The organism is Streptomyces sp. NPDC047108 (assembly GCF_040643575.1).
GTDB lineage: Bacteria > Actinomycetota > Actinomycetes > Streptomycetales > Streptomycetaceae > Streptomyces.
Genome location: NZ_JBEYUP010000020.1, coordinates 50,593 through 68,038, shown reverse-complemented (window position 1 = coordinate 68,038; position 17,446 = coordinate 50,593). Strand labels below are relative to the sequence as shown.

13 protein-coding genes and 1 tRNA gene are annotated in these 17,446 nt (G+C 70.6%); 10 read left to right on the top strand and 4 right to left on the bottom strand.

What is annotated here, in order from left to right:
* The first annotated feature begins 2 nt into the window (after positions 1–2).
* The 5 genes from ABZ822_RS27575 (at position 3) to ABZ822_RS27555 (ending at position 5,941) form a co-directional block, all read left to right on the top strand.
* Positions 3–1,598: an alpha/beta hydrolase gene (locus ABZ822_RS27575; RefSeq protein ID WP_360859883.1), complete on the top strand. Its 1,596-nt coding sequence runs from the start codon at positions 3–5 to the stop codon at positions 1,596–1,598.
* Between the two features lie 167 nt (positions 1,599–1,765).
* Positions 1,766–1,842 (top strand) — tRNA-Thr (locus ABZ822_RS27570).
* Positions 1,843–1,968: 126 nt separating this feature from the next.
* A complete protein-coding gene (locus ABZ822_RS27565; protein ID WP_360859880.1) occupies positions 1,969–2,538 on the top strand; it encodes a dihydrofolate reductase family protein in 570 nt (189 codons plus the stop codon).
* A 281-nt stretch (positions 2,539–2,819) separates the two neighbouring features.
* Positions 2,820–5,030, top strand: a complete 2,211-nt coding sequence (locus tag ABZ822_RS27560; RefSeq protein ID WP_360859877.1) for a hypothetical protein — start codon at positions 2,820–2,822, stop codon at positions 5,028–5,030.
* Positions 5,027–5,941 carry a hypothetical protein gene (locus ABZ822_RS27555; RefSeq protein ID WP_360859874.1) on the top strand — a complete coding sequence of 305 codons (915 nt, stop codon included), beginning with the start codon at positions 5,027–5,029 and terminating at the stop codon, positions 5,939–5,941. The genes ABZ822_RS27560 and ABZ822_RS27555 overlap by 4 nt, the downstream gene beginning before the upstream one ends.
* Before the next feature lie 64 nt (positions 5,942–6,005).
* On the opposite strand, the gene ABZ822_RS27550 is transcribed toward ABZ822_RS27555, so the two are convergent.
* Both ABZ822_RS27550 and ABZ822_RS27545 read right to left on the bottom strand, forming a co-directional pair.
* Positions 6,006–7,832 carry a HAMP domain-containing sensor histidine kinase gene (locus ABZ822_RS27550; RefSeq protein WP_360859871.1) on the bottom strand — a complete coding sequence of 609 codons (1,827 nt, stop codon included), beginning with the start codon at positions 7,830–7,832 and terminating at the stop codon, positions 6,006–6,008.
* A 1-nt stretch (position 7,833) separates the two neighbouring features.
* The gene (locus tag ABZ822_RS27545) at positions 7,834–8,541 is read right to left on the bottom strand and encodes a response regulator transcription factor (RefSeq protein WP_360859868.1); all 708 of its coding nucleotides are present in this window, start codon (positions 8,539–8,541) and stop codon (positions 7,834–7,836) included.
* A gap of 337 nt (positions 8,542–8,878) precedes the next feature.
* Between ABZ822_RS27545 and ABZ822_RS27540 the strand changes: the two genes are divergently transcribed.
* The 5 genes from ABZ822_RS27540 to ABZ822_RS27520 all read left to right on the top strand — a co-directional run bounded on the left by ABZ822_RS27540 (position 8,879) and on the right by ABZ822_RS27520 (position 14,799).
* Complete coding sequence (locus tag ABZ822_RS27540) at positions 8,879–10,375, top strand: peptidoglycan-binding protein (RefSeq protein ID WP_360859865.1); 1,497 nt, start codon at positions 8,879–8,881, stop codon at positions 10,373–10,375.
* A gap of 5 nt (positions 10,376–10,380) precedes the next feature.
* Positions 10,381–11,106, top strand: coding sequence for an ABC transporter ATP-binding protein (locus tag ABZ822_RS27535; protein ID WP_360859976.1), 726 nt, complete (start codon positions 10,381–10,383; stop codon positions 11,104–11,106).
* Positions 11,107–11,315: 209 nt separating this feature from the next.
* The gene (locus ABZ822_RS27530; RefSeq protein ID WP_360859862.1) at positions 11,316–12,446 is read left to right on the top strand and encodes an ABC transporter permease; all 1,131 of its coding nucleotides are present in this window, start codon (positions 11,316–11,318) and stop codon (positions 12,444–12,446) included.
* A 94-nt stretch (positions 12,447–12,540) separates the two neighbouring features.
* On the top strand, positions 12,541–13,137 hold the full coding sequence (locus ABZ822_RS27525) for a hypothetical protein (protein WP_360859859.1): 597 nt from the start codon (positions 12,541–12,543) through the stop codon (positions 13,135–13,137).
* 174 nt (positions 13,138–13,311) lie between these two features.
* Positions 13,312–14,799: an FG-GAP-like repeat-containing protein gene (locus tag ABZ822_RS27520; RefSeq protein WP_360859856.1), complete on the top strand. Its 1,488-nt coding sequence runs from the start codon at positions 13,312–13,314 to the stop codon at positions 14,797–14,799.
* Between the two features lie 94 nt (positions 14,800–14,893).
* Here the strand turns inward: ABZ822_RS27520 and ABZ822_RS27515 are convergent, their stop codons facing one another.
* On the bottom strand, positions 14,894–15,775 hold the full coding sequence (locus tag ABZ822_RS27515) for an SDR family oxidoreductase (RefSeq protein ID WP_360859852.1): 882 nt from the start codon (positions 15,773–15,775) through the stop codon (positions 14,894–14,896).
* 521 nt (positions 15,776–16,296) lie between these two features.
* Entirely contained in the window at positions 16,297–17,271 is a 975-nt protein-coding gene (locus ABZ822_RS27510; protein WP_360859849.1) for an NADPH:quinone reductase, read from the bottom strand.
* Between the last annotated feature and the right edge of the window lie 175 nt (positions 17,272–17,446).

The window sequence follows — 17,446 nt, the reverse complement described above, 5'->3', positions numbered from 1 at the left end:
GCATGGAACCCAGTCGTCTGCTCCGCACCTCCTGGACCGTCCTCGCGGTCGCGGGCCTTCTGATGTCCGGCTGTTCCTCCGGGAGTTCGTCGTCGGGCTCGTCCGCGTCGCCCAAAGCGGCGAACCGCCAGCCGCAGAAGAAGGCCGACGCCGTATCCGTCCTGCAGCCGCTGCCCGCGGGCGTGCCCGCCGGGCTCACGTCGTACTACGACCAGAAGCTGCGCTGGCGCGAATGCGGCATCGAAGGGTTCGAGTGCAGCACCCTCAAGGTGCCCATGGACTACGTGAATCCGGGCGAGGGCCGGGACGTCAAGCTCGCCGTCTCGCGCCGGACGGCGACCGGCCCGGGCAAGCGGCTCGGCTCCCTGCTGGTGAACCCGGGCGGACCGGGCGGCTCCGCGATCGGGTACCTGCAGAGCTACGCCGGTATCGGCTACCCGGAGCCGGTGCGGGCGCGGTACGACATGGTGGCCGTCGACCCGCGCGGCGTCGCCCGCAGCGCGCCCGTCACATGCCTGTCCGACTCGCAGATGGACGCCTTCACCCAGGTCGACCAGACGCCCGACGACCGGAAGGAGGTCGATGAACTCGTCTCGACCTTCAAGGACTTCGCGGCCGGCTGCCGGGACCGCTCGGGCTCGGTCCTCGGCCATGTCTCGACGATCGAGGCGGCCCGGGACATGGACGTGCTGCGCGGCGCCCTCGGCGACAAGAAGCTGACGTATGTCGGCGCCTCGTACGGGACGTTCCTCGGCGCCACGTACGCCGGGCTGTATCCGTCGCGCGCCGGCCGTCTCGTCCTGGACGGGGCGATGGACCCCTCCCTGCCCGCCCTGACCATGAACCGCGACCAGACGGCGGGCTTCGAGACCGCCTTCACGGCGTTCGCGGAGGACTGCGTACGCCGCGAGGACTGCCCGCTCGGCAAGGGCACGGCGAAGGACGCAGGCAAGCGCCTGCAGGCTTTCTTCACCGAGCTGGACAAGGAGCCCGTCCCCACGGACGAGGACCGCAAGCTGGGCGAATCCCTGGCGACGACGGCCGTGATCGCGGCGATGTACGACGAGGGCGCCTGGACCGAGCTGCGCAGTGCCCTGCAGTCGGCGATGGACGGCGACGGCGCCGGGCTGCTGCGCCTGGCCGACCTCTACTACGAGCGCGACGCCGACGGCTCCTACGAGAACCTGATGTTCGCCAACCCGGCCGTCAACTGCCTGGACCTGCCTGCCGCGTTCGGCGGTCCGGACGATGTGCGCAAGGCGCTGGCGTCCTTCCGCAAGGCGTCCCCGGTCTTCGGCACGGGCCTGGCGTGGGCGGCGATGAACTGCACGTACTGGCCGGTCGAGGCGACCGGCCGTCCGAGCCGCATCGAGGCGAAGGGCGCGGCCCCGATCGTGGTGGTCGGCACGACCCGCGACCCGGCGACCCCGTACCGCTGGGCACAGGCCCTGGCCGGGCAGCTCGGCTCGGGCACGCTCCTGACCTACGAGGGCGACGGGCACACGGCGTACGGGCGCGGCAGCGACTGCGTCGACTCGACGATCAACACCTATCTGCTGGAGGGCAAGGCTCCGAAGGACGGCACGCGCTGCACGTAGGGGGTGCGGCGCGGGCCGTGGGCGATATTCGGGACATAGCTCCTATACCGCCCTGCAGTGGCCCTCACCGCCCCGGCCGGGGTGCGAGGCACCCCGGCTGAATGTGTAGACTTGGCGCCGTTGCGGCACCAGGTCACGCACCGCGGGACCAGGCGCATCCGCAGCCCGCCGCCTTAGCTCAGTCGGCCAGAGCGACGCACTCGTAATGCGTAGGTCAGGGGTTCGACTCCCCTAGGCGGCTCCACCGAAGCCCAGCTCAGACAGTGTCTGAGCTGGGCTTTTCGCATACGCGCCAGGGTCAGCCGATCTGCGGGTGCCGCAGATGCGGACGCACCGATGAGTTCCGCCGCCCGGTGTCGTCTCACCGTGTATGGACACGACACCGCACCCAGAACCGCAGACCGCGGCCGGCAAGGTGCTCTGGCACTTCACGATGTCGCTCGACGGTTTCGTCGCCGGGCCGCATCACGCGATGGACTGGATGTCCGGGATCTCCGGCAGGCCCGGGCTGGTCGAGGAGTACGCCGCGACCACCGGCGCCGTGCTCGGAGGCCGCGACGGCTGGGACGCGTTTCCCGGGGCCCGCCCCTACGGCGGCGGCGACCTCTGGCAGGGCGCGATCTTCATCCTCACCCACCACCCGGAGGACGCCGTCCCGGCCGACGACGTCACATTCCTCAGCTGCGACGTCGCCGAGGCCGTACGGATCGCGCTGGACGCCGCGGGCGGCAAGAACGTCGAGGTGCACTCGCCCTCGATCGGAGCCCAGCTGATCGAGCGCGGCCTGATCGACGAGATCGACCTGCACATCGCGCCGGTCCTGCTCGGCGACGGAATCCGGCTGTTCGACAATCCCGGCGGCGTACCCGTGCGTCTCGAGCGCGTCCACGACGGCCCTCCGAACGCGGAGCTCGACGTCCGCTTCCGGCCGGCGCGCTAGCCAGAACCTCCTCAACTCCACCGAGCCCGTAGGGCAGCGGAAGCAGACGCGGTCGAAGTGCGCGGCGGGGCGACTGACGTCGTGCGGGCGGTGGTCCGTGAGAACCGGCTGCCTCAGCCGCCCCGCGCGGCAGCCGGACCGTGAACTCGGAGGTCGACGACGTGCTGGAGCAGCAGTGCCTCGTCCAGCCGGCCACCCTTGAGCCTCTTGGCGGCACTCAATGGCTCACCTTGTAGTGTCGTGATTCCTGTCCGTGATGCCGTGGCCAAGCGGGGGCTTGTGTGTCGATCGTCATGGTTGCAGCGGCGATCTACGGGGTGCTGCAACTGGCTTTGATCGCAACTCCTGTGCGATCGCTGCGTCTGTCGACTGTCCTTCTCGCCGTCGCCGTCGGTGTCTACGGCAGCGGAGTCGTCGCCGCCCTCATCGAACTTGGCTATGCCCATTCCATCGCGTCGAGCGCCACACAACCGCTGACGGAGGCCATGGGACAGGGGGCATACACCCTTGTCCCCGCAGTGGAGGAACTGGCCAAGCTCGCGCCCCTGTTAGTCGCCGGTCTCAACATCAAGATCCGCTACCAACTGGGCCTCGCCGACTATGTCGTCCTCGGGGCTGCCACGGGCGCCGGACTCGGACTGTACGAAGTCCTCCTGAGTCATCTTCTGGACGCCCAACGGGCGAGCGAGTACCCGCGGGGCGGGTGGATGCTGTCGGGTGGGCTGAGCTTGAACTCCACCTACATACCCGACTGGCACACCGTGCTGACCACCTGGCTGCCCGCCTCGCTGGGCAGCCTGGACATCAGTTTCACCGAACCGAGTCTGGGCACCAGCCTTCACCTCGCCTGGGGCGCTACCGGAGCGTTCGGTGTCGGGCTGCTCCTGCGGGGCGGGAGCTACCGTCGGCTGGTCGGTTTGCTGCCGATCGTGTACGCGACGGGTCACCACACGCTGGTGAACTACGTTGGCCGTCGGGGCGCCCACCCACCGGGCTGGGCAACCTCCCTGCTCGGCACCGCCGACGACATGGTCGCCTATGTGCCTTTGGGCTGCCTGGCTCTTGCCATGGCCCTCGACTTCGGTCACTTGCGGCGGGGTAAGCAGGCCATGCCCGCAGTGCTCCTGCATGCCGAGCGAGCCGGTCGCTCAGGGAGCGAGGTTCTCGCTGGGTTCGGTACGTGGTGCTTCCCGTTGACGATGTTGATCGCGCTGCGTTTCGCCCGTATGCGCAGGGCACTCCTCTACGCCGCCGGACGTACCCGCGCTGATCGGCTTGAGGCCCTCCACCAGGCAGTGGCCGACACCGCGACGCGCATGGATGCGAGCAACCACGGGGCTGCCTGGGACACGGCGCGAATACGAGCCGATCTCAAAGCAGCTCGTGCATGCTCTCCGAGGCGCCGCCGCTGGCCGCTCCTGGTCATGCCCCTCGTCCTCATGGCGCCGTCGTTGGTTTTCCTCGGCATCGGGTCGTTCACCGCGACCAAAGACCTCCAGGAGATCTTCACCAGTGGCAACGGCCCACGCCTGCTCCTCTGGTTCGGAATGGCCGGCCTCGTGTGGATGCTCGTCCAACTCGTGCTCCTGCTGCGGTCCTGGTCGGTCACATCACGCCAACCACTCGCGGAGCCTCAAGCCTTGCTCCGGCTACGGGTGTTCGCCGCCGTGGGAGCGGCCCTCACCACAGCTCTGCTCCTCGTTGCCCACCACGGGGGCACCCCGCTCGACGGCGAAGCTGTCGAACCGCTGGCGATGCTCCTGGCAGCCCTGGAGAACCTCGAACTGTACGCGGGCATCGCTCTCACCCTCCTCGCTCTCGCTGCCCTGATCATGCTGTTCCCGCCCGGCGGACTTGCCCTTGCCGGAGGCGGCATGGTGGCAAGCGCGGTGACCGTGGAAGCTGCCCAAGCCGCCGCACTGGGCACTGCTGGTGTTCTCCTCATGGCACGGGGCGCCCAGCACGGTGATGGTGGCAACGAATCGAGCGGCAGCGACTCGTCGAATTCGTCCGGGACCAGCGGCGGGACCTCTGGAACCGGGCCCGGGAGGGGGCCCTGGCAGGTAGCCGAAGATGTTCCGGGGCCGGGGGCCGGAAAAAATCTGCGCTACCCGCATTCGAGGCATACGGTCTCGGGGTCTGGCCACGGTGAAGTCAAGGCACGGAACAGCGTCATTCTGCGTGGGAACGAGCGGCAGGTGGCGCAAGACATCAGTGACATCGCCCGCGGCCGTGCCCCGTACAACAACGCGACTGGGCGCTATGAGATCAATGGCCGTTCCTATGGTGTGGAGGAAAACGGGACGGTCTACCCCGACCGTGGCCCTGGCATTGTGAGCCTTGACCGCAACGAGTACGCCGCGCTCCAACAGGTGACCCGTGCCAAAGGCGATCTGTCCGCGGCGCCGCAGCTCACGAAGAATCCCAGATTCGTGAACAATCCCGAAGCAGTCCAGAAGGCATTGAAGATCTACCACGGGATCCACCCATGACCTACAACATCCTGGTGACCCACGAAGCCACCCTCGAACGGCTCGGGCCGGCGCTGTCGGCCATTCTGGGCGTTCCCGCGCCGGAGGTGGACGTGGCCGACGCGTACGGGGATCCAGACGGGCGTAACTGGGACGCCCTGGTCTCGTGCGAATACACCGCCGTACGAGGGGACCTCGTGTGGTCGCTGGACGTTTACGTCCAGGACCAGGCGCCCCAGCACCCCTCCGAAGCGGACATGGCAGCACAGTTGGCCGCCTGGACTCACGCCGCTGTCCTCTTCTCCGCCGAGGAAGAGCCGCCCAGCGCGTACTGGGTCGCCACACCTGAGGGACGGTTCGCACGCGCACGGCTCCTCGTCTCGGACGAGGAGAACCCCGTGTACACCGTGGAAGCCGTGGAAGCTCCCGTACAGCAACTGCCCGCTGCTCAGGTGACGCGCATCCCGGAAGTCGTCCGCGAGCTGCGCATCGCCACGCCGTTGACCGACAGGATCGCTGCACAGCTCGATGCCCCTGTGCCGCCCGTCGTCGGCGAGCAGAACATCCCAGCACAAGGGGAGGGTTCAGAGAGCCCCACCTGGTACGCGCGTACCCGACTCGCAGCCTGGGAGAAACTCGTACACCATCTCGCCTCCGGCTGGTCCGGATCCGGTTGGTGCCCATCGGATCTCTACCGGGAACGGCTTGAGGCCAGGGACGGTCTCGAAGCGCTCCACGGTCACCTGCCGCCTCAGTCGGCTCAAGCCCTTCACTCCGCTCTCCAGCAACTGGACAGCATCTTCGCCGCACACACCGTGGAGGACACCCAAGGACTGGTCATCAGACTCCTGCTCGGCGAGAAGGCGGCGTGCGCGTCACACGGGTGGTGGTGGTTCAGGCGTCCTGATCCGCTGCCCTGGTCGTCATCCTGAGGGCGACTCGCTGCGTATTCGTACGAGGATGCTGCGGCGCCGGGCCCGTTCAGCGATGCCTGGTTCATCCGGCATCGCCGTGCGGCAGCCGGACCGTGAACACCGAGCCCGTGCCCGTCGTGCTGATCACCGAGACCGATCCGTCGTGCGCCTCGGACAGCTTGCGCGTGATGGCCAGGCCGAGGCCGCTGCCGCCGGTCTGGCGGTTGCGGGACTTGTCCGCTCGCCAGAAGCGGTCGAAGACGTACGGCAGATCCTCCGGCTCGATGCCGCTTCCGGAGTCGGCGACCTCCACGAGCAGTTCGCCGTCCTCCACGCGGGACCGGAGGACGACGCGACCCCCGTTCGGGGTGTGCCGGATCGCGTTGGAGACGAGGTTGCTGATCACCTGGCGCAGCCGCACCGGGTCGGCGTGCACCTCGAGTTCCTCGGCGGCCTCGATGGTCAGCTCGACCCCGGCCGGCCCGGCGGCCCCGTGGTGCGCCACCGCCACCTGCTCCAGGACCTGACGGACGGACAGCGGTTCGCGGTGCAGGACGAGGCTTCCGGCCTCGGCCGCGGCGAGGTCGCGCAGATCGTCGATGATGTGCTGGAGCAGCAGCGCCTCGTCCAGCAGGAGCGCGAGCAACTGATCATCGGCCGGGGTCAGGCCGTCCTGGGCCGCCTCCAGCCAGCTGCGGATGTTGGTCAGCGGGCTCCTCAACTCGTGCGCCACGTCGCTGACCATGGCCCTGCGCTGCCGCTCCAGCGTCTCCCTGCGCTCGGCGAGGTCGTTGAAGGCCGCGGCGACGTTGCCGATCTCGTCCTTGGTCAGCACCGGGACCCGTACCGTCTCGTCCGCCGGGCGCCGGGCGGCCGTGATCAGGGCGCGCAGCGGGCGGACCAGCCGCATGCCCAGCAGGACGGTCACGGCGCAGGTGACGGTGAGGACGATGCCCGCGGCGCCCGCGATCCGAGCGGTGTTCGCCGTCGAGAGATCGATGGCCGTCGTGTCCGGATGTTCGCGATCGGAGACGAACAGCAGCGCGGAAGGGGAGACATGGGGCCGCAGTTGTGCTCGGCGGCCCTCGTTCACGCACTCCTGCGCGGCGCGGTCGGAGTTCTCCGAGGCTCCGTCCGAACGGAAGCGCCAGGAGAAGTCGGCGAAGACCACGACGGGCGGTCTGGCCTGCTGCTTCAGGCACTCCGAAGCCCGTTCGGCAACCTTGGAGAGGGGTCGCTTCTCCTGCGGCAGGGGCTCCTTGAGCAGGTCGAGACCGCAGTTCCCGATGCTCGGCCGGCCGTCGGGTTCCGGCGTGGGGACCGGGATCATTCCGGAGTCCTCGTCGTCGGCACCACCGGTGACCTGGACCGTGGTACGCCCGCTGGGCAGGCGGACGGTCCTGGTGGAAATGTGCCTGGTGGCGAGGCAGTGGCTGGTCCTGCGCGCCATCGCCCGTATGAGCTCCCGGTCCTTGGCCTCCAGGAGGAACGGGCCCACCGCCCGCGGGTCGATCGGGCCGATGCTCTCGTCGGACAGGACCGGGTCGAGTCGCAGCGGGTCGACGGAGGCGGACGGCTTGGCCGGGAGGCGCATGGTCGATTCCGAACTCGCGATGCGGGTACGGGAGGTGGTGGTGAGGGTGATCGCCCTGCCGGTCCCCTCCGCGAGCTCGGACACGACGTCCTGCACCCCGCCCCAGTCGGTGTGCGTGGCCGCGTAGCCGATGAGGGCGTCGTAGATGCGGGCATCGGCCTTCGACGACCGCCCCTGTTCCGTGCTGATCGCCCGTGTCGTGGTGGTGACGGCGAGCCAGGTGGTCGCGGCCACGGAGCAGAGCGCGACCAGCAGGGACGCGGCGAGCAGCCGGGCGAAGAGGCTGGTGCGCAGCGGAACTCCGGAGCGGGGCACGTCAGGTGCCGACGGGGTCGGGTCCTGGCGTCAGCTTGTAGCCGACCCCGTAGACGGTGAGGAGATGCGTGGGGCGGCGCGGGTCGAGTTCCAGCTTCTTGCGCAGGTTCATGACGTACATGTCGACGGTGCGGTCGGTCGAGGAGACGTCCCAGCCGCGGGTGCGTTCCAGGAGCTGCTTGCGGGTGAACACCCGGCCTGGTTCGGCTGCCATGGCCGACAGGATCGTGAACTCCCCACGGGTGCAGGTGACCAGTTCCCCGGACGCACCCCGCACCTCGTGCCGGAGCGGGTCCACCGATATCGCGCCCACGCGCAGGACGCCGTCGTCCGGTCGCGCGGTGCGTTCGATGCGGCGCAGCAGGGTCCGGACCCTGGCCATCAACTCGCGTGGGCTGTAGGGCTTGGTCATGTAGTCGTCGGCGCCGAGGTCGAGGCCGAGCAGGAGGTCGTCCTCGCTGGAGCTGGCGGTGAGCATCAGGACCGGAACGGCCGACTCCTGACGCAGGATCCGGCACACGTCGAGGCCGTCGACCTTCGGCATCATCACGTCCAGGACGAGCAGGTCCGGGCGGAGCCGGCGGACGGCGTCGATCGCCGAGCGTCCGTCGTGCACGACCACCGCGTCGTGACCCTCCGACTCCAGATACATCCGCAGGACTTGTGCCTGTCTGACGTCGTCCTCGGCGACCAGGATCTGTGCGCTCATGGCGGCGACTATAAGCCGGTGTTCCGGGCGGGCCCGCCGTCCTGACAATCCCGATACATCTCGCTGAAAGCGCTCTGATGCCGGTGCGGCATCGTCGGGGCCGTACCCGAAGTCGGGCCCCCGGGCTCGCCCGTGACCGCCTCCGACCGCGGGATGCGTACGAGTTCACGGCGGTCCGCCCGCGTCACTCTGGAGTCGTCTGCATGATCCGCCTCATGTCTCGAACCACCGCGCCGGTCGTGTGCCGTCCCGTCCGGGACCGCGCACGCGTCGACGGCCACCCTTCCGGCGGCGCGGCAGCGGGGGCCCTTGGCCTGCCCGCCGCGGGGTTCGCCCGGTGATCCGCCCGGTGATCCGCCCGGGAGGGGAGCCCGTCAGGGGGACGGACGAGGAGCCCGCCGTCGCCAACGCCGGTGCGCCGAAGGGGCGCCGTGTCCGGATCGCCGGTGCCGTGCTCGCGATGGCTCTGGCCGGTGCCGGAATCGCGGTGGGGGTGCCGTGGGGGGAGGGCGGCCGCTCGGTTCCCTCCAAGGCGGAGCAGAAGGCGAAGACGGTCGAGGTCGTACGGACCGATCTGTCCGACAGCCGGACGCTGGACGGCCAACTCGGCTACGGCGAGCCGCGGACCGTCAAGGGTTCCGGGGACGGCATCGTGACGTGGCTGGCCTCCGAGGGGACCACGGTGTCCCGGGGCAAGGCGCTGTACCGCGTGGACGACCGCGAGGTGCCGGTCTTCTACGGCACCGTGCCGCTCTACCGGCGTATCGCGGGCCGCAACACGGTCGGGCGGGACGTGAAGGTGATCGTCGACAACCTACGGGCGCTGGGGTACGACACCGGAGCCCAGCCCTCGCCGGGACAGGTCGTCAGCGTCACCGCTCCGGAGGACGGCGAGGAACCGGCGGACGGCGCGGGACCGGCGGACGGCGGAGGACCGGCGGACGGCGGAGGACCGGCGGGAGACGGGGGACCGGAGGGAGGCGCGGGGCCGGCGGACGGGGAGAAGGACCAGGACGCGGTCCCGTCCAAGCCCGCCTCGCCCCAAGGGACTTCACGCGGAGCCGACGCGGGAACATCCGGCGAAGGAAGCCCTGACCCTCAGGCCTCCGCAAGCGGATCGGAGCGTGACCCGGCCGGGGAGGGGAACGGGGCGGAGGGTGCCGGGACTCCGGCACGCAAGGCCGCTGTGAGCGAGCAGGTGAAGGTCAAGTCCGGTGACGGTGTCCTCACTTCCGCTCTGAAACGCGCGATCGAACGCTGGCAGACCTCCCGCGGCGTGCGGGCCACCGGTGTGATCGAACCCGGTGACGTGGCGGTCACCAGGGGCGCGGTCCGGGTGGACGGCGCCAGTGCCCAGGTGGGCGACCCGGTCTCCGAGCCGCTGCTGCGGGTGACCTCGACCGCCAAGGCCGTGACCGTACCGGTGGACGTCTCGGAGCGGGGCTCCGTCGAACGCGGCGACCCGGTGACCGTACGACTCCCGGACGGCGACTCGGCCGCCGGCAAGGTGACCGGCGTCGGCACCGGAGCCGAAGCGCAGGAGGACGACGGCCCCGGAGAGCCGAAGGTGACCGTCACCGTCTCGTTCACGGACCCGGACCAGGTGAGGAAGCTCGACTCGGGCCCGGTCCAGGTGGACTTCGTCTCGGAGTCCCGGGACGGGGTGCTCGCCGTTCCGGTCACCGCGCTGCTCGCGCTCCGCGAGGGCGGCTACGGGGTGCAGATCGCGGGAGGGCGGGTGGTCGCCGTCGAGACCGGGCTGATCGCCAAGGGGATGGCCGAGGTCACGGGGGACGGGATCGCGGAGGGCACCCGGGTGGTGGCGCCGTCGTGACGGCCGTGCACACCCCGGTCCTGTCGGTCCGTGACGCCGTGGTCGAGTACCCCGGCGGGGTCAAGGCTCTGGACGGGGTCTCCCTGGAGATACGGAACGGCGAACTCCTGGGCATCGTCGGGCCGTCCGGCTCGGGCAAGTCCACCCTGCTGAACATCATGGGCACCCTGGACCGGCCGACCGGCGGCACCGTCGTGATCGCCGGTCAGGACGTCACCACCCTGCCCGACCGTCAGCTCTCCGCGCTGCGGGGACGCTGGCTCGGCTTCGTCTTCCAGCAGTTCCACCTCTCCGACGGGCTGACCGCCACCGAGAACGTGGCCACCGGCCTGCTCTACGCCGGGGTGCCGAGGAGGCAGCGCCGGTCGCTGGCGCTCGCCGCGCTGGAGCGGGTCGGCCTCGCCCACCGGGCCGGTCACCGGCCGCACGAACTCTCCGGTGGCGAACGGCAGCGGGTGGCCATCGCACGGGCTCTCGTCCATGCACCCACGCTCGTCCTCGCGGACGAGCCGACGGGCGCGCTGGACACCGCCAACGGACGGGCCGTGCTGGAACTGCTCACCCAGCTCAACGAGGAGGGGACCACGATCGCGATCATCACCCACGACCGGGACATCGCCGCGCGACTGCCACGGAGGGTGGAGATCCAGGACGGCCGCATCGTCACCGATACCACCGCCCGCGGGGACTCCGTCCGCGACAGGAGCGGCGCCGTCGGGGTCGCGCCGTGACGGGGGTCCCGTGGCGTCGCGGCACGCGAGTGCGCCGGCGGGCACCCGGCCGGCTCCGGTCGGTACGCGGGTGGCTCCGGTCCGTACGCGGCCTGCGTCCGTCGGCACGCGGCCGGCGCCGGTCCACAACGACCCCACTGCACCGGCCCGTTCGCCTCTCGCCCGCCGATCTGCTGCGCATCGGCCTGACCGGCATCCGCACCCGGCGGATGCGGGCGGCGCTGTCGGCCCTCGGCATCTCCATCGGCATCGCCACCATGATCGTGGTCACCGGGATCCCGGCTTCCAGTCAGAAGGCTCTGAACGCGGAGCTGACGGCTCTTGGCACCGACCGTTTGCAGGCGATCGCGGATTCCAGCCTTCCGGGCGCCGAACCGGTCTCGTTCCCGCGCGAATCGGTCGCGATGGTGAAACGCATCGGACCCGTCACCGCGGTGACCGCGGTGGCCAACACCCATGCGGAGGTGCGGCGTACCGACCGGAACAGCCGCCTCGACACCGCCGGGCTGACGGTGCTCGCGGCTCAGCAGAACCTGCCGGAGGTGATCAACGCGCAGGTCCGCTCCGGCCGTTATCTCTCCAAGGCCACCGGGCGGTTACCCACCACCGTCCTCGGCTCGGTCGCCGCGGCCCGTCTGGGCTTCCGCGATCTGCGCCCCGGCGATCCGCCGCCGCTTGTGCTGATCAACGACAGGTGGTTCAGCGTCATCGGGATCCTGCGAGCCGTTCCCCTGGCACCGGACATCGACCGCTCCGTTCTGGTCGGCTGGAAGGCGGCGCAGAGTGACCTCGGCTTCGACCGCCGGCCGACGCAGATGTTCCTCCGGGCGGAGGAGCCGGCGATGGAGGACGTGCACGCGGTGCTGCCCGCCACGATCAGCCCGCAGTCCCCGAGCGAGGTGCGGGTCACCCGGCCGTCGGACGCCCTGGCCGCGAAGCGCTCCACCGAGGCCACGTTCTCGGGGCTGTTCATCGGCCTGGCCGGAGTCGCGCTGCTGGTCGGCGGCATCGGCGTCGCCAACACCATGGTCATATCCGTACTGGAACGCCGCCGTGAGATCGGTCTGCGCCGCGCGCTGGGCGCCAACCGGGGGCAGATCCGGGGCCAGTTCCTCACCGAATCGATCGCACTGTCCGGCCTCGGCGGCCTCGCCGGGATCACCCTCGGCATCCTCGGCACCGTGGGTTACGCGGCGTACAAGGGCTGGCCGCCGGTCATTCCGGTCACCGCGGTGAGCAGTGGGCTCTGCGGCGCGGTGCTCGTGGGTGTCGTCGCCGGCGTGTACCCGGCGATCCGTGCCTCCCGGCTGTCCCCGACCGCGGCGCTGGCCTCGGCCTGACACGGCCCGACCGGACGGCCCGCCCCGTATGCCCACCCGATTTCACCGATACCGGCACCCGACCGGACTCCACACCACAAGAGAGGTTCACACCATGCGCACTGCTGACACATCCCGTTCGCCCCGCGCAACGCGCCTGCTCGCGACCGCCACCGCGCTCACGGCAACGCTCCTTCTCGGGGCGTGCGGAGAGGGGTCCGATTCCGCCAAGGACGAAGAGTCGAAGGGCGTCGCGAGCGTGACGAGTCCCAAGAAGGGTGCCGAGGGCAAGAAGAAGCCGGCAGCGACGGAAAAGGAAGAGCGGCCCCTCCTGAGGGGAGACGCCTCCGATGAGGAGCACAGCAGGCTCTGGGACGTGTACTACGAGTGCCTGGCGAAGGAGGGAGTCAAGGTGGGGAAGAACAGGGACGGTGACTACAGCGGCATCGAAGACGCCGACAAGGACCCGAAGTTCCCGGAAGGTCAGAAGAAGTGCGGGCAGAAGGAACCCGAGATGCTGTCGTGGCGGTCCGCCAGGATCGATCCGGATTACCGGGAGAAGGCGGACACGTGGCTGAAGTGCCTGAACTCCCACGGCATCAAGGCGACGGCCGATGACGACGGCATGCTCGCGCTGGAGGACGGATTGCCTCCCCAGGACACGTACGAGTGGCTCGACAAGTGCGAGGTCGAAGCGTTCACGGGGAAGTAGCGGCCCGATCGTGCCGCCGTACGAGGGTCCCTCCCGTCGTGAGGGCGCCACCGGCATCGATGGTTACCAATCCCTCACATCCGGACGTACAACTGGTAACGCCTGTTTCGAGTCGCACTCGGTGAACGCGGCGCACTCCGCGCCGTACCGGACCGATTCGAAGGGCCTGTCTGTATGTCCCGAGCACGACGGAGAACTCGTTCCGCGCGGTTGACCGTGTCCCTGGCCACGGCGGCGCTGCTCGCCGGCGGAGCTGGTGTCTGGGCCCTCACGGGGGCCACGGCGCAGGCCGCCAACGGGTCGGCGGAGGCCCGGGACGACTTCAACGGGGACGGTTTCGCGGACCTGGTCGTAGGCGCCCCGGACGCCACGGTCTCGAACAAGACCGGCGCGGGCCATGTGGCCGTCATGTACGGCTCGGCCGACGGGCTCTCCACCGCGCACAAGAAGATCGTCAGCCGCTCCACCAGCGGAGTCCCCGGCTCCGCGACCGCCAACCAGCAGTTCGGGTCCACGTTCACCAAGGGTGATCTGGACAAGGACGGCTACAGCGACCTCGTGATCGCGGGCGGCAAGGAGGGCTCGGTCATCCTGTGGGGCTCCGCCTCGGGCCTGACCGGCGGCACGAACCTCGCCAAGTACGGGGGAGCGCCGCAGATCGGCGACTTCGACGGCGACGACACCCCGGACCTCGCGCTCTTCTCCGACCAGGCCATCGGCGGCGACGACCCCATGGGTGCCCCCGCCACCCTGTGGAAGGGCCCCATATCCCGCGCCGGGAAGCCGGCGAAGGTGCTCAACATCATGGACAAGTCCGAGTGGTGGGGCTACGAGGCGGACGACGCCTCCTGCGTCACCCACGGCGGCTGCGAGGACGGACCCGAATCGATCACCGGCCCGGTCGAGGCAGGTCACGTCGGCGACATCAACGGTGACGGCAAGGACGACATCGTCCAGTGGCACTACACGGGCGACGGCACCTGGGGCAACCGCCTGCTCTACGGCGGCGGTTCGGGCTTCACCGAGGAGCGGGCACCCGGCGACACCGCGGGCGGCGCGGCGGGCACCGGTGTCGGTGACGTGAACGGTGACGGGTTCGACGACGTCGTGGTCGGCGGCGACGACTGGAACGGCAAGGCACGGGTCGCCTGGGGTTCGTCCTCCGGCCTGTCCGACGACAACGAGCAGACCTTCGACCAGAACATGCCCGGCTTCCCCGGCGCCGAGGAGGAAGGCGACCAGCTCGGTGCCGCGATCTCCGTCGAGGACGTCACGGGTGACGGGTTCGCCGACGTCGCCCTCGGCATCCCGGGCGAGGATGTGGGCGGCATCGCCGACGCCGGTTCGGTCGCGCTCCTGCATGGCAGCGCCTCCGGCCTGACGGGCACCGGCGCCCAGGTCTTCCACCAGAACACCGCGGGGATCCCCGGAGTCGCCGAGAAGGAGGACCGTTTCGGCCAGAGCACCGCGCTCCTCGACGTCGACGGCAACGGCCACCCCGACCTTGCCGCAGGCTCCCCCGCGGAGAACGGCGAGAACGGCGCTGCCTGGCTGCTGCGCGGCACGAAGACGGGCCTCACCGCCACGTCGTCCTTCGCCTTCGGCGCCCAGGACATCTCCGCGCCGTACAAGAAGGCCCACTTCGGAACGGTTCTCGGCTGAACGCCTGACGGCCTGACGGATTGACCGAGCGGCACCGCACCCGACCTTCGGGTGCGGTGCCGCTCGCGTCCGCGGCGAAGGCTCGCGGCGGGACTCAGGCCGTCAGGTCGGCGAGGCCCATCAGTGTCAGGGCGTCGCGCTGCGTGTCCGCCGCGGCCTGGTTGATGCGGTTCAGCAGCGGTTCCACCGTGGCGCCGACCGCGGTGCGCAGCGGGCGTCGGCCCTGCTCCGTCTCCACCAGGGTGACGATCGCGTCCACGACCTCCTGGGGCCCGGGGCCGCCGACCGATTCCGGGGTGCCGCTCAGCGCGGTGAGGACGGACCGCAGCCTCGTGCCGGTCTCCCCGTACGCGTCGACGTGCGCGTCGTCGTCGGCCCGCAGGGCGTTGTTGCCCAGTTCGGTGGCGTAGGCCGCCGGTTCGACGATGACCGAGTCGATGCCGAGCGGCCGCAGTTCGTAGCGGTAGGTCTCGGCGATGGCCTCGAGTGCGAACTTGGCGGCCGTGTACGGGCCGAAGTAGGGCAGGATCAGGCGGCCCGAGCCGCTGGTCACATGGACGAGGAGGCCATCGCCCCGGCTGCGCATGTGGGGGAGGACGGCGCGGTTGACGCGGATCGCCCCGAGGGCGTTGAGGCGGAGGACGGACTCGACCTGCTCGGCCGTGAAGGACTCCAGCAGGCCGGAGCTGGTGGCGCCCGCGTTGTTGATGACGACGTCCAAGTCGCCGAGGTCCAGGACGCGTTCGACGGCGGCGGCGATCGACGCGTCGTCGGTGACGTCGAGTTCGACGGTGTGCAGGTCCCAGCCCTTCTGGGAGGCCTGCTCCAGCAGCTGGGCGGAGGCGCCGGCGTTGCGTCCGGTCAGCTCGCGCATGGAGGCGTACACGCGGTGTCCGCGCTCCGCCAGGGCGAGCGCGGTCAGATGGCCGAAACCGCTGCTCGCGCCGGTGATGAGGACGGAGTGACGGGATGGCATGGCGGGACCTTTCCGATCATGGTGATCTGGGCTGAGAGGTTCTGCCGCACGGCGCTGTGTCGGCGGGGCGGTACGGAGTGCGATAGGTGCGGGTGGGGTTCGGGCGGTACAGGGCCGGTGTCAGCCGGGCCGTGCGCCGGTCATGGCGAGCGTCCTGGATGCGTCCTGGGACGACATGGTGTGCGCCTCTCCGGGTGGTATGTGTGCATGCACGCAATGAGCTTGCGTGTGCGTGCGCGCAAGCTCTGCGTGTGCATCGCTGCGATGCGGGCCCACGACGGTGGGGGCGCTGGGAGCGGGGACCACTCCGCTCACGTTCTCCATCGTCCCGTCGTGCCGCGGCGGGACGGTCCGGCGAGGCGGCCTCGTCCGCTCTCACCGGCCACGCGGTGCGGACGTGCTGGTCGGAGCGGTGTCTGTGGCCGCGCTCACAGGGTGATTCGGGCGGGCTCGTCCCCGGTCCCCGGTCCCCGGTCCCCGGTCCGCAGGTCCCTCGACGGCGCCGGCGCCGCAGCGGGCTTCTACGGCAGCAGGACCAGTCGCTTCCCCCGCAGCAGGCCCTCCTCCATCCGCCGGTGCGCCTCTGCCGTGTCCCTCAGCGGGGCCGTCTCGACGGCCCGCGGACGGAGGTCGCCCGAGGCGAGGAGGCCGTTCATCACCGCGGCGGCATCGGCGAGTTCGGCCGTCGTCGCGTTCGAGATCGCGAAGCCGACCACCGACCGGTCAGCCGAGTAGAGCGGTCCCGCCGGCAGGACGGGGCGCGAACCGAAGCCGGACATGAGCACGATCCGGCCACGGCCGGCGAGCAGGCCGACCGCCGTGGGCAGGTCGTTCATGCCGGAGGTGTCCAGGAGGACGTCCACGCCCTCCGGCGTGAATTCGCCGATCCGGTGCGGCAGTTCGGGGTCGCGGTAGTCGAGGACCGCGACCGCGCCCAGCGACCTGCAGTGGTCCGCGTCCTCCCGCCGCGCCGTGGCGACGACCCGTGCGCCCGCACGGGCGGCCAGGACCACCGCGGCACTGCCGACGTTTCCCGCCGCCCCGCCGATGAGCACCGTCTCACCGGGGCCGAGCCGTCCGTGGGTGAACAGGGCCAGATACGCGGTGACGCCCGGGTGCGCCATCGCGGCGGCGGTCTCCGGTTCCACCCCGCCGGGCAGGCGGTAGAGGCGGTCGGCCGCCACCACGACCTGCTCGGCCGCCGCGCCCTGGCGGCCCTCGTGGCCCAGGCTGTTGCACCACACCCGGTCCCCGGCCGAGAAGCCAGGTGCCCCCTCACCGGCCGCCGCGACCGTCCCCACGGCGTCGCGGCCCACGACGAAGGGGAAGGGGATCGGGGTCGCGAACGCCCCGGAACGGATCAGGGTGTCCACGGGGTTGACGGGCGTGGCCAGGACGTCGACCAGGACGTCCGTGGGGCCCGGGCGCGGCACGGGGAGTTCCCCGTACCGGATCGCCTCGGGCGGGCCGAGGGTTTCGACGTAGGCAGCGCGCATGGCTCATCACCCTCGCACCGCGACCGTCGTCGCGGCCGGGGGCGCGACGGCGCGGCGGAGTGGTGTGCCCGGCCGGACCGCGCCCCCTCGGCGCATCGGGGCGGCGGCCGCATCGGACCGCGCCCCCAGCGCATGGGAGCGGCGACCGCGTCGGCCCCCGCGTCGGCCCCGCATC